The 20846-nt window shown below is 51.8% G+C and carries 23 protein-coding genes; 12 read left to right on the top strand and 11 right to left on the bottom strand.

Annotated features, from left to right (window positions below):
- Window positions 1-113: 113 nt before the first annotated feature.
- From aspS to rpsT, 4 genes are all read right to left on the bottom strand, one after another.
- Window positions 114-1922: an aspartate--tRNA ligase gene (gene aspS, locus EL111_RS02810; RefSeq protein WP_123795484.1), complete on the bottom strand. Its 1809-nt coding sequence runs from the start codon at window positions 1920-1922 to the stop codon at window positions 114-116.
- An 81-nt stretch (window positions 1923-2003) separates the two neighbouring features.
- Window positions 2004-2696 (bottom strand): DUF502 domain-containing protein, encoded by a 693-nt coding sequence (locus EL111_RS02805; protein ID WP_123795485.1) that lies wholly within the window; start codon window positions 2694-2696, stop codon window positions 2004-2006.
- A gap of 290 nt (window positions 2697-2986) precedes the next feature.
- Window positions 2987-4123 carry a phospholipase A gene (locus EL111_RS02800; RefSeq protein WP_123795486.1) on the bottom strand — a complete coding sequence of 379 codons (1137 nt, stop codon included), beginning with the start codon at window positions 4121-4123 and terminating at the stop codon, window positions 2987-2989.
- A gap of 177 nt (window positions 4124-4300) precedes the next feature.
- On the bottom strand, window positions 4301-4564 hold the full coding sequence (rpsT, locus tag EL111_RS02795) for a 30S ribosomal protein S20 (protein ID WP_002212556.1): 264 nt from the start codon (window positions 4562-4564) through the stop codon (window positions 4301-4303).
- A 301-nt stretch (window positions 4565-4865) separates the two neighbouring features.
- Between rpsT and EL111_RS02790 the strand changes: the two genes are divergently transcribed.
- The gene (locus EL111_RS02790) at window positions 4866-6014 is read left to right on the top strand and encodes an extracellular solute-binding protein (protein ID WP_123795487.1); all 1149 of its coding nucleotides are present in this window, start codon (window positions 4866-4868) and stop codon (window positions 6012-6014) included.
- Complete coding sequence (locus EL111_RS10485; RefSeq protein ID WP_123795488.1) at window positions 5984-6373, top strand: hypothetical protein; 390 nt, start codon at window positions 5984-5986, stop codon at window positions 6371-6373. The genes EL111_RS02790 and EL111_RS10485 overlap by 31 nt, the downstream gene beginning before the upstream one ends.
- Before the next feature lie 196 nt (window positions 6374-6569).
- Here the strand turns inward: EL111_RS10485 and clpA are convergent, their stop codons facing one another.
- Entirely contained in the window at window positions 6570-8834 is a 2265-nt protein-coding gene (gene clpA, locus EL111_RS02785) for an ATP-dependent Clp protease ATP-binding subunit ClpA (RefSeq protein ID WP_123795489.1), read from the bottom strand.
- A gap of 4 nt (window positions 8835-8838) precedes the next feature.
- Window positions 8839-9150, bottom strand: coding sequence for an ATP-dependent Clp protease adapter ClpS (clpS, locus tag EL111_RS02780; protein WP_123795490.1), 312 nt, complete (start codon window positions 9148-9150; stop codon window positions 8839-8841).
- Between the two features lie 304 nt (window positions 9151-9454).
- Between clpS and EL111_RS02775 the strand changes: the two genes are divergently transcribed.
- The 3 genes from EL111_RS02775 to smpB are packed head-to-tail and all read left to right on the top strand — an operon-like array spanning window position 9455 to window position 10599.
- Window positions 9455-9658 (top strand): cold-shock protein, encoded by a 204-nt coding sequence (locus tag EL111_RS02775; protein WP_002217533.1) that lies wholly within the window; start codon window positions 9455-9457, stop codon window positions 9656-9658.
- A 27-nt stretch (window positions 9659-9685) separates the two neighbouring features.
- Window positions 9686-10066 carry a hypothetical protein gene (locus tag EL111_RS10665; protein ID WP_231998402.1) on the top strand — a complete coding sequence of 127 codons (381 nt, stop codon included), beginning with the start codon at window positions 9686-9688 and terminating at the stop codon, window positions 10064-10066.
- Between the two features lie 56 nt (window positions 10067-10122).
- A complete protein-coding gene (gene smpB / locus EL111_RS02765; RefSeq protein WP_269471085.1) occupies window positions 10123-10599 on the top strand; it encodes an SsrA-binding protein SmpB in 477 nt (158 codons plus the stop codon).
- Window positions 10600-10696: 97 nt separating this feature from the next.
- Here smpB and era read toward each other — a convergent pair whose 3' ends face one another.
- The 3 genes from era to rnc all read right to left on the bottom strand — a co-directional run bounded on the left by era (window position 10697) and on the right by rnc (window position 12881).
- Complete coding sequence (gene era, locus EL111_RS02760) at window positions 10697-11623, bottom strand: GTPase Era (RefSeq protein ID WP_123795492.1); 927 nt, start codon at window positions 11621-11623, stop codon at window positions 10697-10699.
- 104 nt (window positions 11624-11727) lie between these two features.
- Entirely contained in the window at window positions 11728-12168 is a 441-nt protein-coding gene (locus EL111_RS02755; RefSeq protein ID WP_123795493.1) for a DUF2489 domain-containing protein, read from the bottom strand.
- On the bottom strand, window positions 12165-12881 hold the full coding sequence (rnc, locus tag EL111_RS02750) for a ribonuclease III (RefSeq protein ID WP_123795494.1): 717 nt from the start codon (window positions 12879-12881) through the stop codon (window positions 12165-12167). The genes EL111_RS02755 and rnc overlap by 4 nt, the downstream gene beginning before the upstream one ends.
- A 198-nt stretch (window positions 12882-13079) precedes the next feature.
- Here rnc and EL111_RS02745 point away from each other — a divergent pair, with 198 nt between their 5' ends.
- From EL111_RS02745 to nusB, 3 genes are all read left to right on the top strand, one after another.
- On the top strand, window positions 13080-13403 hold the full coding sequence (locus tag EL111_RS02745) for a DUF2185 domain-containing protein (RefSeq protein ID WP_123795495.1): 324 nt from the start codon (window positions 13080-13082) through the stop codon (window positions 13401-13403).
- Between the two features lie 117 nt (window positions 13404-13520).
- Window positions 13521-14000, top strand: coding sequence for a 6,7-dimethyl-8-ribityllumazine synthase (ribH, locus tag EL111_RS02740; RefSeq protein ID WP_123795496.1), 480 nt, complete (start codon window positions 13521-13523; stop codon window positions 13998-14000).
- A gap of 188 nt (window positions 14001-14188) precedes the next feature.
- Complete coding sequence (nusB, locus tag EL111_RS02735; protein WP_123795497.1) at window positions 14189-14614, top strand: transcription antitermination factor NusB; 426 nt, start codon at window positions 14189-14191, stop codon at window positions 14612-14614.
- Between the two features lie 428 nt (window positions 14615-15042).
- Here nusB and EL111_RS02730 read toward each other — a convergent pair whose 3' ends face one another.
- On the bottom strand, window positions 15043-15870 hold the full coding sequence (locus EL111_RS02730; RefSeq protein ID WP_123795498.1) for a CorC family transporter: 828 nt from the start codon (window positions 15868-15870) through the stop codon (window positions 15043-15045).
- A gap of 1 nt (window position 15871) precedes the next feature.
- Window positions 15872-16387, bottom strand: a complete 516-nt coding sequence (ybeY, locus tag EL111_RS02725) for an rRNA maturation RNase YbeY (protein WP_123795499.1) — start codon at window positions 16385-16387, stop codon at window positions 15872-15874.
- 116 nt (window positions 16388-16503) lie between these two features.
- Here ybeY and hemC point away from each other — a divergent pair, with 116 nt between their 5' ends.
- From hemC to EL111_RS02705, 4 genes are all read left to right on the top strand, one after another.
- Window positions 16504-17439 carry a hydroxymethylbilane synthase gene (gene hemC, locus EL111_RS02720; protein ID WP_123795500.1) on the top strand — a complete coding sequence of 312 codons (936 nt, stop codon included), beginning with the start codon at window positions 16504-16506 and terminating at the stop codon, window positions 17437-17439.
- Between the two features lie 13 nt (window positions 17440-17452).
- The gene (locus EL111_RS02715; protein WP_123795501.1) at window positions 17453-18517 is read left to right on the top strand and encodes an FAD:protein FMN transferase; all 1065 of its coding nucleotides are present in this window, start codon (window positions 17453-17455) and stop codon (window positions 18515-18517) included.
- An 8-nt stretch (window positions 18518-18525) separates the two neighbouring features.
- Window positions 18526-18747, top strand: a complete 222-nt coding sequence (gene nqrM, locus EL111_RS02710; protein WP_123795502.1) for a (Na+)-NQR maturation NqrM — start codon at window positions 18526-18528, stop codon at window positions 18745-18747.
- A 373-nt stretch (window positions 18748-19120) separates the two neighbouring features.
- The gene (locus EL111_RS02705; protein ID WP_123795503.1) at window positions 19121-20587 is read left to right on the top strand and encodes a DASS family sodium-coupled anion symporter; all 1467 of its coding nucleotides are present in this window, start codon (window positions 19121-19123) and stop codon (window positions 20585-20587) included.
- Window positions 20588-20846: the final 259 nt, after the last annotated feature.

The raw sequence follows: 20846 nt of genomic DNA, 5'->3' as shown, positions 1-20846 counted from the left end.
GCAACGCTGTATCATTCTTATTTTAAATGACTATAAAAAGCCGTCTGCAAAATCAGGTGTACGCACTTTCTCGTTTACACATGATTTTGCAGACGGCTTGTTTTGAGTATGAATTACGCTTCTTTATTTTCCGTTGCTTTTTGACGCAGGCGCAGGCTCAATTCGCGCAGTTGCTTATCGTCAACCGCATTCGGCGCATTGGTCAGCAGACATTGGGCGCGTTGGGTTTTCGGGAAGGCAATCACATCGCGGATAGACTCCGCGCCGGTCATCAGCGTCACCAAACGGTCGAGACCGAAGGCCAAGCCGCCGTGCGGAGGCGCACCGAATTTCAGGTTGTCGAGCAGGAAGCCGAATTTGTTTTGCTGCTCTTCCGGTGTGATTTTCAGAGCGGCAAATACTTTTTCCTGAACTTCGGCACGGTGGATACGGATAGAACCGCCGCCGATTTCCCAGCCGTTCAAAACCATATCGTAGGCGCGTGCCAAGCAGTTTTCCGGATCGCTTGCCATCAAATCTTCATGGCCCGGTTTCGGCGAGGTAAACGGATGGTGCATCGCGGCATAGCGGTCGTTTTCTTCGTCGTATTCGAACATCGGGAAATCGACTACCCACAGCGGTTTCCATTCGTCGGTAAAGTAACCGTTTTCCGCGCCGTGTTCCAAGCCGACTTTGATGCGCAAGGCACCGATGGCTTCATTGACGATTTTGGCTTTGTCCGCGCCGAAGAAGATGATGTCGCCGTTTTGCGCGCCGGTGCGCCCGATGATTTCTTTCAGGGCGTTTTCAGACAGGAATTTCACAATCGGAGATTGCAGGCCGCTGTCTTCTCCGTTGCTCAGATTGGTTACGTCGTTGACTTTGATGTAAGCCAAGCCTTTTGCGCCGTAAATGCCGACAAACTTGGTGTACTCGTCGATTTCTTTACGGCTTAATTTCGCACCGCCCGGCACGCGCAAGGCTGCCACACGGCCGCCTTTCATATCGGCTGCGCCACGGAAGACTTTGAATTCTTCCGTTTTCATCAAATCAGTCAGTTCGGTGAATTTCAGGCTGATGCGCATATCGGGTTTATCGGAGCCGTAATAAAACATGGCTTCTGCATAAGGCATGCGCGGGAAATCGCCCAAATCCACGCCCAACGCGTCTTTGAACACTTGTTTGGCCATGCCTTCGGTAATGTCCATGATTTCGTCCTCGTTCAAAAACGAGGTTTCTAAGTCGATTTGGGTAAATTCGGGCTGGCGGTCGGCGCGCAAATCTTCATCGCGGAAGCATTTGGTGATTTGGTAGTAACGGTCGAAACCGGCCACCATCAAGAGTTGTTTGAACAGTTGCGGCGATTGCGGCAGCGCGAAAAATTCGCCCGGATGTACGCGGCTGGGCACGAGATAGTCGCGCGCGCCTTCGGGAGTGGAACGGGTCAGCATCGGGGTTTCGATGTCGATAAAGCCCTGTGCATCCAGGTAGCGGCGCACGCCCATCGCTACTTGGTAACGCAGCTTCAAATTGCGCTGCATCACAGGGCGGCGCAGGTCAATAACGCGGTTTTGCAGGCGCACGTTTTCGCTGATGTTTTCATCGTCGATTTGGAAAGGCGGCGTGGCGGCGGCATTCAATACTTCGATTTCTTTGGCCAGAATTTCGATTTTGCCGGAAATCATTTTGTCGTTGGTGGTACCTTCCGGGCGGTTGCGTACACGGCCGGTAATGCTCAAAACGTATTCGTTGCGGGCGGAATCGGCCGCTTGGAAAGCCTCGGGCGTATCGGGGTCAATCACGACTTGAACGATGCCTTCGCGGTCGCGCAAGTCGATGAAAATCACCCCGCCGTGGTCGCGGCGGCGGTGTACCCAGCCTTTAACGGTTACGGTTTGGTCTAAATATTGCTCGCTGATTAAGCCGCAATAGTTGGTACGCATAAAATCACCTTTTTGTGTTTGATTTAAAATATCGTTAACGGTTTGTTTTACAGATAAGTTTTAAAAGAAGCCGCCTTCCTGTCAATTTACAGACGGCATATTTTCTTTTTCCTGCACCGGCAGGGCTTTGGGCGCGGGTTTTTCCGGCATCACCATACCCAGCGAAATCACATATTTCAAGGCTTCGTCCACGGTCATATCCACTTCGCGGATGTCGCTTTTTTTCACCATGATGTAATAGCCGCCGGTGGGGTTGGGCGTGGTCGGCACATACACGGAAACGTATTCTTCTTCCTGCGGCAAGCCTTTGGCCAGCGATTCGGGAATCTGCCCGGAAACAAACGCCAGCGTCCAAATATCGGGCTGCGGAAACGGCACGAGAACCGGTGTTTTAAACGAACGGCTGCTGTCGGAAAGCAGCGACTCAGATACTTTTTTAACGCTGGAATAAATGGATTTGACCACCGGAATCCGCCCCAAAAGGCCGTCCCATGCCTGAAGCATACGCTTACCCAATACATTCGCACCAAACAGGCCGGTAACAAACAGCACGATGACGGCGGCAATCACGCCCAAGCCGGGAATGTTGTAGCCGATCAGATACTTCGGCTGCCAATGTGCCGGCAACAGGTTAATCAACTGATCGGAAGCCGATACGATATAGGTAATCACCCAAATGGTTACGGCAATGGGCAGCCATACCAATACGCCGGTAATCAGATATTTTTTCAATGCCTTGGCTGCTTTGCCGCCTTCGGCCGGTTGCTCTGCCATGTTGTTCTCGATGGAAATTGTGTGCAAACGCGACATTATACGCGCTAGAGAAATAAGAAACGAGTATTTTTTAAGCGTGCAGGCGGGCTGAGTTCCGACACGGAAAATATTCCCGATATACCGGCATTTTGCTTTTTTGCAGACGGCCTATCGGTGATGCGAAGTACAGAAAACAATTTCTGCAAGGCTCTGTTTGCCCTATCCCACTCAAATTCGCACCACTGCAAACCCGTGGAAGAATTTTCCGCACTTATTTGACCTGCACTCCGCCGATTACGCTGCAAACCGGCTTAAATACCGTCCCAATCGTTGAACATCAGGCCGAGACCGATGCCGTTTTGCTTGTGGTTGTAGTCAATCAGACTTTCGCCGTAGCCGTGAAAGCCGCGCACCACGCCCTTGAGCTTACCTTTAATCGGGAAGGTATATGCCGCCTCTACCGCGCCTTTACCGGTTTTCGGATTGTAGCGTAAAACAGACGCAATATTCTGCTTATCGTTAAAGCGGTATTGCAGCTTCAAATCGCCATAGCCCATATAGTCTTTGATGTCGGGATTGTCATCATCACTGCCGTTTTCCACATCGGTACGCAACCAGACGCGCGGAATCACCGTCAACTTACCCCACTCCATGCCGGCCATGGCGTAAACCCTGTTCCACGACCGCGACTCGGGACGGCTCTGTCCGTTGGACTGATGCACAAAACCCGCCCCAAGCATACGCAGCTTGCCGCCAAACGGCAAATCGGCTTTTACCGGCTGGGTAATGAAAATCTCCGGCTCGTAGTCTGTATTGCGGAACGGCGCAGACTTGCGGCCTTGGTTGTACACCTGCCAATCGGACTTCTGGGTATAGCCGAACCATAAATCCGCGCGGGTTTTAAACAAATCTTCCATCAATTTGCTTTTGAACGACACTTGCATTTTGGTTTCAAGGCGTTTTTGTTCGGCAAACTTATCTTCAATGGTGATGCCGCGCGTCGGCGATTGGGGCGTGCGGTTCGGGCTGCTGTTGTACCACACCGGCATCAGGTACATCGGATTATGCTCGCGCACGGTCAGCAAACCGCGGCTGTCGTTCTGATCCAAATCGTACATCACGCTTAAAGGCGTATACGCCTCCGCTGCCGTCTGCAAATCCTCCTCCGTTACCCCTGCGCTCCGGTCGAATACAATCGTAGCTTCCTTGTTTTCCAAGCTGGCGCTTACCGTTTCCTTTAAATCAACCGGTGCTTTCACATCTGCCGTTTCGGCAACAGGTACTTGGCGGGGAGGCAGTTGCGCCGCATAAATTTTGTCATAACACGCCAAACGCAAGGCATTGTCGTCGATGACGGTACAATGCAGCGCCACCGCACCTTCTGCCCAAACCGCCGGCAAAGCAGCCGCAAAAGTTGCACCCAATACAAGAGAATACGTCGGTTTCATAGAAATTTTTCAATGTATATCGAATTTTGCAGACGGCCTTTGCCGAAAAACTTCAAAAAGCCGTCTGCAAAACAAGCCGTACAGATACAGCAATGCCCCTGAACACCAAAACAGCGTTTGTCAGGGGCACTTGCATCACGAAGGTGCAGAGCGCACCGACGGGTTTTCTGCGAAAGATTAAGCCAGTGCTTTTACTTTGGCAGACAGACGGCTCTTATGGCGCGCCGCTTTGTTTTTGTGGAACACGCCTTTGTCGGCGATGCGGTCGATGACTTTAACCGACTCTTGGTAAACCGCTTGAGCAGCAGCCTTGTCGCCTGCTTCAACGGCTTTCAGTACTTTCTTAACCGCAGTGCGGAAAGCAGTACGCAAGCTGGCGTTGTGAGCACGTTGTTTAACCGATTGGCGGGCACGTTTGCGGGCTTGTGCGCTGTTTGCCATATTCAATACTCCTGAAGAAAATATATCTGTAAACGCGCAATTTTAGAGACAAACACCATTATATGCAAGTCTTTTCTCCCGAAATCTCCCCTTACGCGCCCGACATTCTCCCAAAAACCACACCCCCGCATATTCGGACGCCTTCAAAGGCCGTCTGCAAAACCGTCCTTCACCCATATTGCCGATATTGCTTTGATTTTTATCACGCTTGCCTTTACAATAGTCCCACACCGCGCCGGGGTATTTTGGGGCGCAGGTGTGTTATCTTTTCACTAACCCTTTCATCAGGAAAACAACCCGTATGAAAAAATCCGTATTAGCCGTATTGGCCGCCCTTTCACTTGCAGCCTGCGGCGGTAGCGACAACAAAGCCGAGCAACCTCAAGCCGCCGCCGACAACGCGTCTGCTGCCAATGCCGAAGCCGCCGCTACCGACACCCTGAACATCTACAACTGGTCGAACTACGTCGATGAGTCCACTGTTGAAGACTTCAAAAAAGCCAACAACCTCAAGCTGACCTACGACCTGTATGAAAACAACGAAACGCTGGAAGCCAAAATGCTGACCGGCAAATCAGGCTACGACCTTGTCGTACCCGGCATTGCTTTCCTGCCGCGCCAAATCGAAGCCGGCGCTTATCAAAAAGTCAATAAAGACCTGATTCCCAACTATAAAAACATCGACCCCGAGCTGTTGAAAATGCTGGAGTCTGCCGACCCGGGCAACGAATACGCCGTACCTTACTTCTCCGGCGTCAACACCCTTGCCATTACCGCCAAAGGTAAAGAAGCACTCGGCGGCGAACTGCCTGAAAACGGTTGGGACTTGCTCTTCAAACCCGAATACACCAACAAGCTGAAATCTTGCGGCATCGCCCTGTGGGATACGCCCAGCGAAATGTTCCCGATTGTACTGAACTACTTGGGCAAAGATCCGAAAGGCACCAATGCCAACGACATCAAAGCCGCTGCCGAAGTGCTGCAGGCAATCCGTCCCGACGTAAAACGCTTCAGCCCGTCGGTAATTGACGAGCTGGCACGCGGCGACGTATGCTTGGCAGCCGGTAACGGCGGCGACCTGAACATGGCCAAAGCCCGCTCGGAAGAAGTGAAAAACAACGTCGGTATCGATGTATTGACCCCGAAAGGCATGGGCTTCTGGATTGAATCTTGGCTGATTCCCGCCGATGCGAAAAACATCGCCAACGCCCACAAATACATCAACTACACACTTGATGCCGATGTTGCCGCCAAAAACGGTAACTTCGTAACCTTCGCTCCGGCCAGCCTGCCTGCACGCGAAAAAATGGATCCGGCCTTGGTTGCCACCCGTTCCATCTTCCCGAACGAGCAGGACATGAAAGACGGTTTCGTGATGCCGCAAATGGGCGCGGACGCGAAAAAACTGACTGTCAACCTGTGGCAAAAAATCAAAGTCGGCAGCAACTAATCCGCCGCTTTGAATCGGAAATAAAAGGCCGTCTGCAAAATGCCTGTTTTGCAGACGGCTTTTTGTATGCTTTACCAATGCAGCGTGCGCGCCCATCGTTACCACTAAAAACAAACGTAATCACCACCCGCCGGATTGTTGCCCAAAACCTCATGGCAGGATTTGCATACGCTGTTGCAGCAACAGGTATCAAACATTGCCCCACCGCCCGACAAACACCTGAGTTCCTTATCTCAATATACCGCCGAAGCATACCAAATCGGGGCAAGGCAGCAGACTGTACGGGGCAGCAGATATACCGTTTCAACAACCCAACCAAGTATTCTTTTTTCGTAAAACGCCGCATTATAGTCATTTAAAAAGAAAATGATACTGCGTTGCTTTGCCTTGCCGTACTATCTGTACTGTCTGTGGCTCCCTGCCTTGTCTCATTCTCATTTTATTCGACTATATTTTGTGGTATTTGTGCTATTCGATAATCAAAAGGCCGTCTGCAAATCGCTGTTTTGCAGACGGCCTTTCCTTAATTTAAAGCAGTAATAATCCGCAAACCGTTTATTTTGCTTTCGTTTTGGCGTTTTGATGAAACTTCAACACCGTTTCTCCTTTGCGGCTGTCCCAGTCGATTTTCACGAAACCGCCTTCCGCCAACCGGCCAAACAGCAACTCATCTGCCAGCACTTTACGGATTTTTTCCTGAATCAGGCGGTTCATCGGACGCGCACCCATTTGCGGATCAAAACCTGTTTCCGCCAAATAAGCACGCAAAGCAGGGGTAAACTCTGCCTCAACCTTGCGGTCGAGCAACTGTTTTTCCAACTGCAACAGGAATTTGTCCACCACTTTGGCGATAACCTTTTCATCTAGCGGCGCAAACGGAATAATGGCGTCCAAGCGGTTGCGAAATTCAGGGGTGAAAAGTTTGTTGATTGCCTGCATTTCATCGCCGCGTTCCCGCTTGGCGGTGAAACCCAATGTCGGACGGCTGAGGCTTTCCGCACCTGCGTTGGTGGTCATAATCAACACCACGTTGCGGAAGTCCGCACTTTTACCGTTGTTGTCGGTCAACTTGCCCGCATCCATGACTTGCAGCAGCACATTAAAAATATCGGGGTGGGCTTTTTCGATTTCGTCCAGCAGCAACACGCAATGCGGTTGTTTGCCGACTGCTTCGGTAAGCAGCCCGCCCTGCTCGAAGCCGACATAGCCGGGCGGCGCACCAATCAGCCGCGACACGGCATGGCGTTCCATATATTCCGACATATCAAAGCGTTGCAGCGGCACACCCAATGAAAAAGCCAGTTGCTTGGCCACTTCGGTTTTGCCGACACCTGTCGGCCCCGAAAAGAGAAAGCAGCCTATGGGTTTGTCGGGCAGCCCCAGTCCGGAGCGCGACATTTTTACGGCAGACACCAGCGCATCAACGGCATTGTCCTGACCAAACACCATGTTTTTCAAATCACGGGCAAGAAACTGCAAAACCTGTTTGTCGTCATTCGATACGGTTTTCTCAGGGATTCTGGCCACTTTGGCAATCACACTTTCGATTTGCGCCTTGCCGATGACTTTTTTCTGCTTGGATTTCGGCAAAATCCGCTGTGCCGCACCCGCTTCATCGACAATATCAATGGCCTTGTCGGGCAGAAACCGCTCATTGATATAGCGTGCCGACAATTCTGCGGCGGCTTCCAGCGCGGCCTGCGTATAACGCACTTGGTGGAAGGTTTCAAACATCGGCTTCAAACCGCGTAAAATCTGCACGGTTTCAGCCACGCTCGGCTCGGCGATGTCGATTTTTTGAAAGCGGCGGCTCAAGGCGTGGTCTTTATCGAAAATCGTGCGGTATTCATCGTAAGTTGTCGCGCCGATACAGCGCAACGCCCCTTTCGCCAAAGCCGGCTTGAGCAGATTGGAAGCGTCCATCGTACCGCCGCTGGTGCTTCCTGCGCCGATAATGGTGTGGATTTCGTCAATAAACAATACCGCATTCGGTACGCCTTCAAGCTGTTTCAAGACCGCCTTGACCCTCGCTTCAAAATCACCACGGTATTTTGTTCCCGCCAACAGTGCCCCCATGTCCAGCGCATACACCACCGCGTCCTGCAAAACTTCCGGCACGCTGCCGTGAACGATTTGATAAGCCAAGCCTTCGGCCAGCGCGGTTTTGCCCACTCCTGCTTCGCCGACCAGCAAAGGATTGTTTTTACGGCGGCGACACAGGATTTGCACAAGGCGTTCCATTTCATGCCCGCGTCCGATCAGCGGATCGATGCGTCCTGCTTTGACTTCTTCATTCAAATTCAGGGTATAGTCGGCCAACGGATTGCTTTGCTTGCTGCTTTTTTCGTCGTCTTCACCGTTCAGGCCGTCTGCAGATTCGTCTTCCGCGCCTCCGTGGGCAATGCAGCGCAAAATATCAAAACGTGTAACCGACTGCTGTTTCAGAAAATACACGGCATGGCTGTCCGCCTCGCTCATGATGGCGACCAACACGTCCAAGGGAGCAACTTCCGCCTTGCCTGCCGACTGGGTATGCACCATCGCCCGCTGAATCACACGCTGGAAACCGAGCGTAGGCTGCGTTTCAGTCGTATCAAGCAGATGTTCGGGAATCACCGGCGTATTTTCCGCTACACTTTCAATCAGTTGCGAAGACAGTTTTTCCAAATCGGCATCGCATTGGCGCAACACGCGGGCAACAGCCTCGTCTTCTTCAATCAAAGTCTGCAGCAACTGCTCGATGCCGATAAATTCATAACTGCGGCTGCGCGCTTCGCTGTACAGCAACTGCAAAATCCGTTCCAATCCGGCTGAAATCATGGGATTAAACCTCCTCTACAATACATTGCAGCGGAAATTCCTGCGCCTTGGCACGCTGCATAACCTGCTGCTGTTTGGTTTGAGCCACATCGCGCGTATACGTTCCGCACAGACCTTTGCCTTCATGGTGCACCAGCAGCATCACCGCTACCGCCTGCTCTTCGCCCAGCATAAAAATTTCGGTCAATACTTCGACCACAAATTCCATCGTTGTGTAGTCGTCGTTCAGCAGAAACACGCCGTAGCGTTTGAGCGGCGGCGTTTCCTGCCGTTGCAGCAGCGTATCGGAATCTTGACGGGTAGTCGGATTGTTCATTATCTCTATCGGCTTTCGTAACATTTACACACCGCACCTCTGCGGCACGATAAAATACAGACGGCATATCCGCCCGATTATCCGCATTTCAAGCGGATTTCTGTTGTATTTTTTCCTATTTTAATAAATTTTCCACTTTCTCCCAAACAATACTTGACTAAAATCTTTAACAAATGTAAAAAGTCAGTCGGCAGAGTAGGCACTCGATTAAGCATATGTGTTTTGGGAGAAACTCGGAACTTTTAGGTTTTACGTTGCCCTAATTTGCTGTTTTGTTAATTTTTAAAGTATAGGAAGTTCTCTAATGGCAACCGGTATCGTAAAATGGTTCAACGACGCTAAAGGTTTTGGTTTCATCACTCCCGATGAAGGCGGCGAAGATTTGTTCGCACACTTCTCTGCCATCAACATGGAAGGTTTCAAAACCCTGAAAGAAGGCCAACGCGTTTCTTTCGACGTAACCACCGGCCCTAAAGGCAAACAAGCCGCAAATATCCAAGCTGCTTAATCAGTCGTACGGTTCAACCGTAAGCATATGGCGGGCATTCCCGCCATTTTTCATATCCGTCCGCCCCAAGGCCGTCTGCAAAACCACCATTGTTCCGCCGTTACCGCCGTTAATTTGTATCAGAACCATACATACCGTACTTATTCTTATATTGCCCGGCCGCCAACCACCGTTATGAACCCTACCGCATACCATACCGCGCTCGAACGCATCGACATACTTATCCGCCATCTTCGACACAACCAAAATACAAGTTGCGCGCTTGCCGAAGCAGAAGATTTGATTTTAATGCGGCTGTCGGATTTGAAAACCGACTTACAACCGCACCACACGCAATCCATAGACTACATCAACCGCCTGTACCGCCAATACTTTCCAAACTCCCAACCGGAAAGCAAACAGCCGTAACACGCCACGCCCTCCCAAACATTTTAATTTTTCAAACGGACTGATAAAATAGCCGTCTGCAAAATCATCAAAGCACAAGCATCATGAGTATCGCCAATAATAAAAAAGCCTTTCACGACTTTTTCATCGAAGATCAAATCCAAGCCGGTTTGGTACTGGAAGGTTGGGAAGTCAAAGCCGTCAGAGCCGGCCGCGTACAGCTTAAAGAGAGCTATATCCACTGGAAAAAAGACGCATTTTATCTGGTAGGCTGTCACATTACCGCCCTGCCGACCGCCTCTACCCACGTCAAACCCGATCCCGTCCGCCAGCGCAAACTGCTGCTCAACCAGTCGGAAATCAACAAACTCATCGGCAAAACCGAGCGTGCCGGCTACACCATCGTTCCGCTGAATATGCACTACCATAAAGGCCGGATTAAAATGGACATCGGCTTGGCCAAAGGTAAAAAACAACACGACAAACGCCAAAGCCTGAAAGAAGCCGATTGGAAACGTGAAAAGCAACGGCTGATGAAATCGGTACGCGGCTAAACATACGGGCAAAAAGGCCGTCTGCAAAACAGGTTTGCACGAAATCATTTTTCGGCAAATCCATTTTGCAGACGGCCTTTTTTACCGCTTCAGCCGTTTACAAGCCCAATTCGCGCAGGAAGCGTATATCGTCCGCCCAGCCGGACTTCACTTTTACCCACACCTTTAAGAACACTTTCTGATCAAACAGCTTTTCCATGTCCAAACGTGCTTCGGTAGAAATCTTCTTCAAACGCTCGCCGCCTTTGCCGATAAGAATCGCCTTTTGGCTTTCTTTATCGACCAATACCGCGATGTAGATGCGGTGAATGTCTTCCCCCTCTTCAAATTGCTCCACTTCCACATTCATCGCATAAGGCAGCTCTTCGCCCAAGTAGCGGAACAGTTTTTCACGCACGATTTCCATTGCCAGAAAACGGCTGGATTTATCCGTTACCATGTCTTCGGGGTACATCGGCACACTTTCCGGCAGATACGGCTTGAGCACTTCCAGCAGATTGGCAATCCGCAAACCGTGTTTCGCGCTGACCACTTCATGCCCGGCAAACGCAAACTCTTCCGATACTTCATCGACAAAAGCCTGCAACGCATATTTGTCTTTCGCCTTATCCTTGTCGATTTTATTCACCACCAGCAACACGGGCGTATGCTTGGGCAGCTGCTTGATGACCACACGGTCGGCATCGGTAAAGCGCATGGCTTCAATCACAAACACCACCACGTCCACGCCGCTCAACGCTTCGGTTACATTCTGGTTCAAACGGTCGTTCAGCGCATTACGGTGGTTGGTTTGGAAACCGGGCGTGTCCACAAAAACAAACTGCGCCGTATCATCGGTATAAATACCGGTAACACGGTTGCGCGTGGTTTGCGCTTTTTTACTGGTAATGCTGATTTTCTGACCGATTAAATGGTTCATCAGCGTAGATTTGCCGACATTCGGCCGACCGACAATCGCCACAAAACCGCAACGGTAGCCCGCGCTGCGTTGCGCTTCATTATTCAAAAAAGTTTCAATATCCATGCAGTCTTCTTCTGTTATGCTCATGGCCGTCTGCAAAATACCTGTTTGCAGACGGCATCATCATGCAGATTCAATACGGCGGCATCCGTGCAGGCCGTTCAAACTCAACTTTCCGGCAGCCATCGGGCAACCGCAGCGCGCAACTGCCCCGCTTCCGCCAAAATCTGCTGTTCCAAACGCGCTTCCCCGCTCTCGCGGATTAAATCCAACTTCATGCGCTCGTTACGCTTGAGCTGCTTGCGCGCGTCCAAAACCGGCATTTCCGCCACCATTTCATACAACTCCCCCATCGCGGGATAGGCGGCAAAATCGATTGCCAACACTTCTGCCAACGGTTTCAGCCGCAACACACCTTCAGACAAGTTGCACTGCCCCTGCTCCATCGCCATGGCAATCAGGTTCACGCTTTCGGCGATTTTCGCCCGCCGCGCCTCCCAAGCCCGTTTGATTCCCTGCTGCCGGCGATACACTTTTATCCACAAATACGCGGCATAAACAGCCATCGCCACCATCAGTAATATTGCTGCGGTTATCAATATCTTCATTTTTTACGCTTCATCGGATAATGCTTCACCAACCACTCCAGCGCGGTTTTCGCCGCCTGCTGCTCCGCCGCCTTACGGCTGACACCCTCGGCATGACAAATAAATCCGGTTTCCCCCAAATCGCAGGAAATCACAAAACGGCTGTCGTTGGCGTGCCCGATTTGTTCTTCAATCCGATATTTCGGCAACGCCATACGCCGCGCCTGCAACGCTTCCTGCAAAGCCGTTTTGCTGTCTTTGCCCTGATTTTTCAGATCGACACGTTTCACCCGCTCGGCAAACAAACGGCGCACGACTTTTTCCGCCGAACCGAAATCCGCATCGAAACTGACGGCGGCAAACATCGCTTCCATGGCATCGGCCAAAATCGAAGGCCGTCTGAAACCGCCGCTCTTCAGCTCGCCCGCGCCCAGATACAAGCCGTTGCCCACGTTCATTTCCAAAGCGATTTCCGCCAACACGCCCTCATTTACCAGATTGGCACGCAGTCGGGAAAGTTCTCCCTCGCTCAATTTCGGAAAGGCTTCAAACAACATTTTTGCCACGGTATAGTTCAAAATTGCATCGCCGACAAATTCAAAACGCTCGTTGTTTTTCGCGTGGAAACTGCGGTGGGTCAACGCCTGTTTCAGCAGCTCGATGTTGCCGAACTCATAACCCAAATATTTCTGAATAACGCTGTGCGCCTGCTGTTTGATTAAATCAGATTTCATGCTTACTTTCAAAAAAAGCAGCCCGAATGTGTTTCGATACTCGGGGAATGCCGAAACACTTTAAGGCTGTCGTCAACATTACGCCGTCTGCAAACGGCACTTTTACCAGACGGCATTGTACCACCAAACACGCATTTCCCATGCGGAAATCCGCCAAATCGTGTAAAATCCGCCTGTATTTTCCGATGAGCAGACATCATGAACCTATTCGCACAAGCCCTCTCCGTCGCACTCGACCGCTGTATCGCCACCAAAACCGTCAGCGAGCAGGGCGAACCTGTCGGTTTTCTCTACCGCGAAGAGCCGGTATTCGAGCACGACAGCGGCTGGCGTTTCTTCAGCGGTGACGAAACCGACGAATATACCGACAATCCCGACAATTTTACCGTATTGAGCGTATCGGAAATTACCAAACGCAACCCCGACATTACCGCCCTGCTGACCCAACCGGCCGGCAGCGCATGGGAATTAAACGAAGACGGCGGTTTTCAAGCCGTATCCGACTGGCAGCCCCAAGATTGATTTTTGCAGATGGCATTATCCCCCTGAAGGCCGTCTGCAAATTCCGCCCTTTTATTTTTCGAACGGTAAAACCGGCCTCAGCCCTGCCGTCCGAAACCTCCCGATAAGGATTAGACCATGAATATCATCGAACCGGATTTGAACGGCAAACAACTGCGTATCGGCATCGTCCAAGCCCGCTTTACCAACGAAATCGGCAGCGAAATGCTGAAAGTCTGCCACCGCACCCTGCTGGATTTGGGCGTAGCCGATGAAGACATTACCGTCGCCACCGTACCCGGCGCATTGGAAGTGCCGCTGGTGCTGCAAAACATGGCCGCTTCCGAACAATACGACGCGCTGATTGCCATCGGCGTAGTCATTCGCGGCGAAACCTACCATTTCGAGCTGGTATCCAACGAATCCGGTGCCGGCGTTACCCGTGTCGGCTTGGATTACAACATCCCGATTGCCAACGCCATTCTCACCACCGAAAACGATGAGCAAGCCGTTGCCCGTATCGAAGAGAAAGCCGCCGATGCCGCCAAAGTTGCTGTAGAATGCGCCAACTTGGTCAACCGTCTGCTGGAAGAGCAGTTCGACGACGAAGACGAATAAGCAAACTGCTTGACACCTGCCGATACCTTACGGCTTTGCCCCTGCATTGCCAAGCGGCTTAGTCCGCCGCCAGCCGCTCCCACCCGAACACGGACATTGCAGCAGCACATCGGCAGACATTGCATTACCCTGTTTTCAGACGGCATTTATGCCGTCTGAACCTGTTTCACACCATAAGGATTTTCCCGATGAAAACCCCACGCCGCCGCGCCCGCGAACTTGCCGTACAAGCCCTGTACCAATCCAACATCAACCATACCGCCGCACCCGAAGTTGCTAAAAACATCCGTGATTTGCACGATTTCGACAAAGCAGACGAAGAGTTGTTTACCAAACTGTTTTTCGGTGCCGCCGCCAACACCGCCGACTACATGGCGCACATCCGCCCCTTGCTCGACCGTGACGAAAAAGAACTCAGCCCCATCGAACGCGCCGTTTTACTGATGGCATGCCATGAATTGAGCGCCATGCCGGAAACCCCTTACCCCGTTATCATCAACGAAGCCATTGAAGTCACCAAAACCTTCGGCGGCACGGACGGGCACAAATTCGTTAACGGCATTCTCGACCGCTTGGCCGCACAATTACGCCCCAACGACCCAAAACGCGCCTAAGTGCCTGCAAGAAAACCGGCAACCGGATAAGCGCGTGATACACCTCTGCCGCACAACGCTCCGTAACGGAAAAAAGATAACAGGCATACATCACCCTTACGGCATGGCAGTTGTCGTCTGCAAATATAGTCGAATAAAATAAGAATGAGACAAGGCAGCGAAGCCGCAGACAGTACACATAGTACGGCAAGGCAAAGCAACGCTGTATCATTCTTATTTTAAATGACTATAAAAAAGGCCGTCTGCAAAATACCGCACACAAGCGGTGCATTTTACAGACGGCCTTTAACTGTTTTTCTGTTTCATAGCAAAACAACACCGAATGAAACAAGGCAGCAAACAGCGCGGGGGAAGACTTGCCTCTTCGGCTGCTTGGTCAAATCCCTCTTTGAGCAACACCAAACATTCCGTGTTCAATCACTCCTGCATCATTCTTTCACTTTAACCGCCATTAAAGTATGCAGACGGCGGTTGTCGGCGCGGGCAACAGTAAACTGCAGCGGTCCGATAACGACTTTCTCGCCGCGCACCGGCAGGTGTTCCAACTCCTGAATCACCAAACCGCCGATGGTATCGACTTCTTCGTTGCTGTAATCCGTACCGAAAAAAGCGTTGATGTCTTCGATTTCGGTAACAGCGTTAATGCGCCAACGCTCTGAAGAAACGGCGAAAATATTGTCTTCGCTTTCATCTTCGTCAAATTCATCGTCGATTTCGCCGATAATCTGCTCAATCACGTCTTCAAAAGTAATCAGCCCCGATACGCCGCCGTATTCATCGATCACAATCGCCATATGCCCGCGCTGTTCGCGAAACTCTTTCAGCAGCGTATTGAGCGATTTTCCTTCCGGAACAAACGCTGCCGGGCGCAATACCGCCTGCAGATTGAATTGTTCGGGCGTAAGAATATGCTTGAGCAGGTCTTTCGCGTGCAGAATCCCCAATACTTCGTCTTTGTCTTCGCCGATAACGGGGAAGCGGGAATGCGAGGTTTCCACCGCATAGGCAACGATGCGTTCCAAGCTGTCGTGTTCTTTGATGACGTTCATCTGGCTGCGCGTTACCATGGCATCACGCACTTCCAAATCGGCAAAATCCAATACTTTTTCCAAACGCGACAAGGTTTCGGCATCAAATACTTCCTGCCCGTGCGCCTGACGCAACAGGCTGAGCACGTCTTCGGCAGAATCAGGCTCTCCGGCCAAACGGGAAACCATGCGTTCAAAAAAATTCGGTTTCGACTGCGTGTCGTCCATTTTACAGTTCGTCCTCTTGGTAGGGGTTGGGGTATCCTGCTGCCGCAAGCAGGCGGATTTCCAAGGCTTCCATTTCTTCGGCCTCGGCTTCTTCGATATGGTCGTAGCCCATCAGATGCAGCGTGCCGTGAACCGTCAGGTGTGCAAAATGCTGTTCGGCTGTTTTACCCTGCTCGGCAGCCTCTTTAACCACCACTTGCGGGCAGATAATCAAGTCGCCGTACAGGCCGTCTGCACATTCGCCGGGCAGCATTTCTCCCTCGTTGAGCGCGAAACTCAATACGTTGGTGGCATAATCTTTGCCGCGGTAATCACGGTTGTAGGCGCGCGCCTCTTCTTCATCGAGCAAAATCAGACTGATGTCCGCACGGCGGAAGCGGTCTTTCAACGCCAGCCAAATCCAGCGGTAGAAGTCTTTTTCAGACGGCATATCCGCCAAAGAAGAAGCATTTTCAAAATTCAGGCTGAAGCGGCGGCGCTGCAAAGCCAAAAACGGATAACGCTTGGCACGTTTCATAAATTTGTTTCGTTGTCAAAATCAATCTTTAGTCAGGCGAATATACCATAAAACCAGCCGTCAAGCGTTAAATATGATAAACTCACCCCATTGTTGTTTACCCCTGTGCAAACGCCATGAATCCGAAAAAACTAGTGATTGCCAGCCGCGAAAGCCTGCTTGCGATGTGGCAGGCGGAACATATCCGTAGCCGCCTGAAAAACCTCTATCCCGAATGTGAAGTCGAAATTCTCGGCATGACTACGCGCGGCGATCAGATTTTGGACAAAACCTTATCAAAAATCGGCGGAAAAGGTTTGTTTATCAAAGAATTGGAACAAGCATTGCAGGACGGACGTGCAGATTTGGCCGTCCACTCCATCAAAGACGTACCCATGGAATTGCCCGAAGGTTTCGCGCTGGCCGCCATCGGCGAGCGCGCCAACCCGTTTGACGCATTCGTATCCAACCGCTACGAGCGTCTCGAAGATTTGCCCAAAGGCTCGGTAGTCGGCACTTCCAGCCTGCGCCGCGAAGCCCAACTGCGCGCCCGTTATCCCCACTTAACCATCAAACCCTTGCGCGGCAACGTGCAAACCCGCTTGGGCAAACTCGACAACGGCGAATACGACGCGATTATCCTCGCCGCCGCCGGTCTGCAACGCTTGGGCTTGGACGAACGAATCCGCCTGATTATCTCCGAAGCCGACAGCCTGCCTGCTGCCGGACAAGGCGCGCTCGGCATCGAAATCGCCGCACACCGTACCGACTTGCTGCCCGTATTGGCACCGCTCAACCACGACATTACTCATTCCTGCGTAACCGCCGAACGCGCACTGGCCCGCGCGCTGGGCGGCAGTTGCCAAGTACCGCTGGCGGCATATTGCACCGAACAAGACGGCTTGCTGACGCTGCGCGGCTTGGTCGGACACCCCGACGGTTCAGTCGTGCTTCAGGCAGAAGCCCAAGCACCTGCCGAATATGCCGACACACTCGGCCGCGCCGTTGCGAAAAAACTGGCAGACGACGGCGCAATGGAGCTGATTGAAGCCGTGTTATCCGAACAAGCCTGATGATTTCACGACAATGCCGTCTGCATATTCAACCAAGGCTTTGACCTTTACGCGTTTTTTCCGTTTCTTCCTGATTGCAGCCATCGGCGTGCTGCTGGCTTCCTGCACCCGACAAACAGCGGCCACCGTTACCCTGCAAGGCGAAACCATGGGGACAACCTACACCGTCAAATATCTTGCAGACGGCATCAGCACCCCGCCCGAGGAAATACAGCAGCAGCTTGACGCGCTTTTGGAAGAAGTGAACCGCCAGATGTCCACTTACCGTGCCGATTCGGAAATCAGCCGCTTCAATCAAATGCACGATACCGGCAAACCCATGCCCGTTTCAGCCGATTTTGCCGCCGTAACCGCAGAGGCATTGCGCCTGAACGCGCTAACCAACGGCGCATTGGACATTACCGTCGGCCCGCTGGTCAACCTGTGGGGCTTCGGTCCGAACAAAGAAATTACGCGCGAACCGTCCGCCACCGAAATCGAACAGGCGGCAGCACAAACCGGCGCGGATAAAATTATCCTGAAACAAGACGGCGGCAATACCTTGAGCAAAACCCGCCCCGATGTCTATTTGGATTTATCGTCTATCGCCAAAGGCTTCGGCGTGGACAAACTCGCCAAACATCTCGAACAGGCAGGCATCGGCAACTATTTAGTCGAAATTGGCGGCGAATTGCGCGGAAAAGGCAAAAATGCACAGGGCGAAGCATGGCGCGTCGGCATCGAGCAACCTGCCATCACCCAAGGCACGGCAACGCAAGTCATCATACCGCTCGACAACCGCTCTTTGGCAACCTCGGGCGATTACCGCAATTTCCATGTTGACCAACAAGGGCGCCGCCTGTCGCACATTATCCATCCGCACACACGCCGCCCCATCTCCCACAAACTTGCTTCCATCAGCGTGGTTGCCGACAGTGCTGCAACTGCAGACGGCCTTTCCACCGCTTTATTCGTATTGGGAGAAGAAGACGCGCTCAATCTTGCCCGCAAGCTCGATTTGGCGGTATTGATGATTATTCGGGACAACGGCGGCTACCGTACCGAAATGTCGCCCGCCTTCCAAAAATTACTGCAATAGGATACTCCATGAAAACCATTTTCCTGACGTTCGGTCTTTTCCTGCTGGTCATCTTCGGCATGGCACTGGGTTATATTTTTTCCAAACGCTCCATCAAAGGCAGTTGCGGCGGTATTTCCGCACTGGGTTTGGAAAAAGCCTGTGATTGCGATACTCCCTGCGACACGCTGCAAAAGAAACTCGATGAAGAGAAAAAAAACAAAAGCAGCGGCATCGTTATCGACCGCTAATCTGTTTTTCCGCCGGATTTGACCGTCTCGATACCGCAAAACCGCACAAAAGCCGTCTGCAAATCCGCACCGGGCATTTTGCAGACGGCTTTTGTCGCGCACGGGCATAAACAATAATATTTTAATATTAATATTACGCATACACCGAATCATTTATCAGGAAAATATTTCCCAAAACCGATATATTTCCTCTATCAAGCCTGAATACTTTGCCGTAAGTCATACTTTACAATATCAAGATGGATTACAATCTATACCATCAAAGCGTAGCGCGATGATGCCGTCTGCAAAACAATCAAATATGAATATTTGGCTTTCGGCAACGTATTTCGCACGCGCATGGTTCTTTTATCCTCAAAACAGAAAGTAAAATATGGACAAGTTAGGCTTCAAGCCCATTCCTTCCGCCATCGCGGTAGGCTTGGCGCTGCTGATATGGTTCGTGATTCCCGTCCCCGAAGGGGTTTCCCCGCAAGCATGGCATTTGCTGGCAATGTTTGTCGGCATGATTGCCGCAATCATCGGTAAAGCCATGCCGATTGGCGCATTGTCGATTGTCGCCATCATGCTGGTCGCACTGACCGGCGTAACCACCGAAAAATCGTCTGATGCGATGAAAGACGCGCTCTCCAGCTTTTCCAGCCCGCTGATTTGGCTGATTGGTGTGGCGATTATGATTTCGCGCGGCATTCTGAAAACCGGCCTCGGCGCACGCTTCGGCTATCTGTTTATCGCCGTTTGGGGCAAGAAAACGCTGGGTATCGGTTACAGCTTGGCCATTTCCGAACTCATGCTCGCGCCGGTAACGCCGTCCAATACCGCACGCGGCGGCGGCATTATCCACCCTGTGATGAAAGCGATTGCCGCCAGCTATGATTCCGATCCGGAAAAAAACACCCAAAACCGCATGGGTAAATATCTGGCGTTGGTCAACTACCACGGCAATCCGATTTCCTCTGCCATGTTCATTACCGCCACCGCCCCCAACCCTCTGGTGGTCGATATTGTCGCCAAAGCCACCAACAGCGATATTTCGTTAAGCTGGGGCACTTGGGCAGTCGCCATGCTGCTGCCGGGTCTGGTGGCCATGGCCGTTATGCCGCTGGTACTGTATCTGATGTATCCGCCCGAAATCAAAGAAACCCCAAATGCGGCGCAATTTGCCAAAGAAAACCTCAAGCAGATGGGTCCGATGAGCCGTGGCGAAATCATCATGCTCGGCATTTTCGCCCTGCTGCTCACCCTGTGGGCAGGTATTCCGGCGATGTTGTTCGGTGAAGAATTTGCCGTCAATGCCACCACCACCGCCTTTATCGGCCTCGCCCTGCTGCTGCTCTCCGGCGTGCTGACTTGGGACGACATCCTGAAAGAAAAAAGCGCGTGGGATACCATCACTTGGTTTGCCGCATTGGTGATGATGGCCACCTTCCTGAACAAACTGGGCTTGATCGGCTGGTTCTCCGGCGTGTTGGAAACCGGTATCGGCGCACTCGGTTTAGGCTGGGCAGGCGCGTCCGCACTGCTGCTGCTTGCTTATCTCTACGCGCATTATATGTTTGCCAGCACCACCGCCCACATTACCGCGATGTTTGCCGCTTTCTACGCCACCGGCGTGGCTTTGGGTGCGCCGCCGATGTTGTTTGCCCTGCTGATGGCCGCCGCTTCCAGCATCATGATGACACTCACCCACTACGCCACAGGTACTTCTCCCGTTATTTTCGGTTCGGGCTTCACAACCTTATCCGAATGGTGGAAAGCCGGTTTTGTCATGAGCGTGGTCAACCTGCTGATTTTCGCCGTAGTCGGCGGTATTTGGTGGAAAGTACTGGGCTATTGGTAAACCCTTGCCGGAAAGCCGTCTGAAAATATGCCGCCGCGCATTTTTCAGACGGCTTTTACCATTCCAAATCGCACACTTGAAAAAAATCCGCCACAATGTAAAATTCTATTTTCTCCCATCGGCGGACACTTCCAACAATAAAAGCGGAACAGCGTTTGATAATATCCAAACACACCATGTTTCCCACATTAAGGCCGTCTGCAAAACACACACCCAACCCAAACCGCCTGTATGCCGCGCCACTCCAACATACAGACGG

The sequence above is a fragment of the Neisseria animalis genome (assembly GCF_900636515.1).
Taxonomy (GTDB): domain Bacteria; phylum Pseudomonadota; class Gammaproteobacteria; order Burkholderiales; family Neisseriaceae; genus Neisseria; species Neisseria animalis.
This window is presented reverse-complemented; position numbering and strand designations above follow the sequence as displayed.

Excerpts from the sequence above, each read along its gene's own strand:
- aspS (WP_123795484.1), bottom strand. The coding sequence starts at position 1,922 with ATGCGTACCAACTATTGCGGCTTAATCAGCGAGCAATATTTAGACCAA.
- EL111_RS02805 (WP_123795485.1), bottom strand. The coding sequence starts at position 2,696 with ATGGCAGAGCAACCGGCCGAAGGCGGCAAAGCAGCCAAGGCATTGAAA.
- EL111_RS02800 (WP_123795486.1), bottom strand. The coding sequence starts at position 4,123 with ATGAAACCGACGTATTCTCTTGTATTGGGTGCAACTTTTGCGGCTGCT.
- rpsT (WP_002212556.1), bottom strand. The coding sequence starts at position 4,564 with ATGGCAAACAGCGCACAAGCCCGCAAACGTGCCCGCCAATCGGTTAAA.
- EL111_RS02790 (WP_123795487.1), top strand. The coding sequence starts at position 4,866 with ATGAAAAAATCCGTATTAGCCGTATTGGCCGCCCTTTCACTTGCAGCC.
- clpA (WP_123795489.1), bottom strand. The coding sequence starts at position 8,834 with ATGATTTCAGCCGGATTGGAACGGATTTTGCAGTTGCTGTACAGCGAA.
- clpS (WP_123795490.1), bottom strand. The coding sequence starts at position 9,150 with ATGAACAATCCGACTACCCGTCAAGATTCCGATACGCTGCTGCAACGG.
- EL111_RS02775 (WP_002217533.1), top strand. The coding sequence starts at position 9,455 with ATGGCAACCGGTATCGTAAAATGGTTCAACGACGCTAAAGGTTTTGGT.
- EL111_RS10665 (WP_231998402.1), top strand. The coding sequence starts at position 9,686 with ATGGCGGGCATTCCCGCCATTTTTCATATCCGTCCGCCCCAAGGCCGT.
- era (WP_123795492.1), bottom strand. The coding sequence starts at position 11,623 with ATGGATATTGAAACTTTTTTGAATAATGAAGCGCAACGCAGCGCGGGC.
- EL111_RS02755 (WP_123795493.1), bottom strand. The coding sequence starts at position 12,168 with ATGAAGATATTGATAACCGCAGCAATATTACTGATGGTGGCGATGGCT.
- rnc (WP_123795494.1), bottom strand. The coding sequence starts at position 12,881 with ATGAAATCTGATTTAATCAAACAGCAGGCGCACAGCGTTATTCAGAAA.
- EL111_RS02745 (WP_123795495.1), top strand. The coding sequence starts at position 13,080 with ATGAACCTATTCGCACAAGCCCTCTCCGTCGCACTCGACCGCTGTATC.
- ribH (WP_123795496.1), top strand. The coding sequence starts at position 13,521 with ATGAATATCATCGAACCGGATTTGAACGGCAAACAACTGCGTATCGGC.
- nusB (WP_123795497.1), top strand. The coding sequence starts at position 14,189 with ATGAAAACCCCACGCCGCCGCGCCCGCGAACTTGCCGTACAAGCCCTG.
- EL111_RS02730 (WP_123795498.1), bottom strand. The coding sequence starts at position 15,870 with ATGGACGACACGCAGTCGAAACCGAATTTTTTTGAACGCATGGTTTCC.
- ybeY (WP_123795499.1), bottom strand. The coding sequence starts at position 16,387 with ATGAAACGTGCCAAGCGTTATCCGTTTTTGGCTTTGCAGCGCCGCCGC.
- hemC (WP_123795500.1), top strand. The coding sequence starts at position 16,504 with ATGAATCCGAAAAAACTAGTGATTGCCAGCCGCGAAAGCCTGCTTGCG.
- EL111_RS02715 (WP_123795501.1), top strand. The coding sequence starts at position 17,453 with ATGCCGTCTGCATATTCAACCAAGGCTTTGACCTTTACGCGTTTTTTC.
- nqrM (WP_123795502.1), top strand. The coding sequence starts at position 18,526 with ATGAAAACCATTTTCCTGACGTTCGGTCTTTTCCTGCTGGTCATCTTC.
- EL111_RS02705 (WP_123795503.1), top strand. The coding sequence starts at position 19,121 with ATGGACAAGTTAGGCTTCAAGCCCATTCCTTCCGCCATCGCGGTAGGC.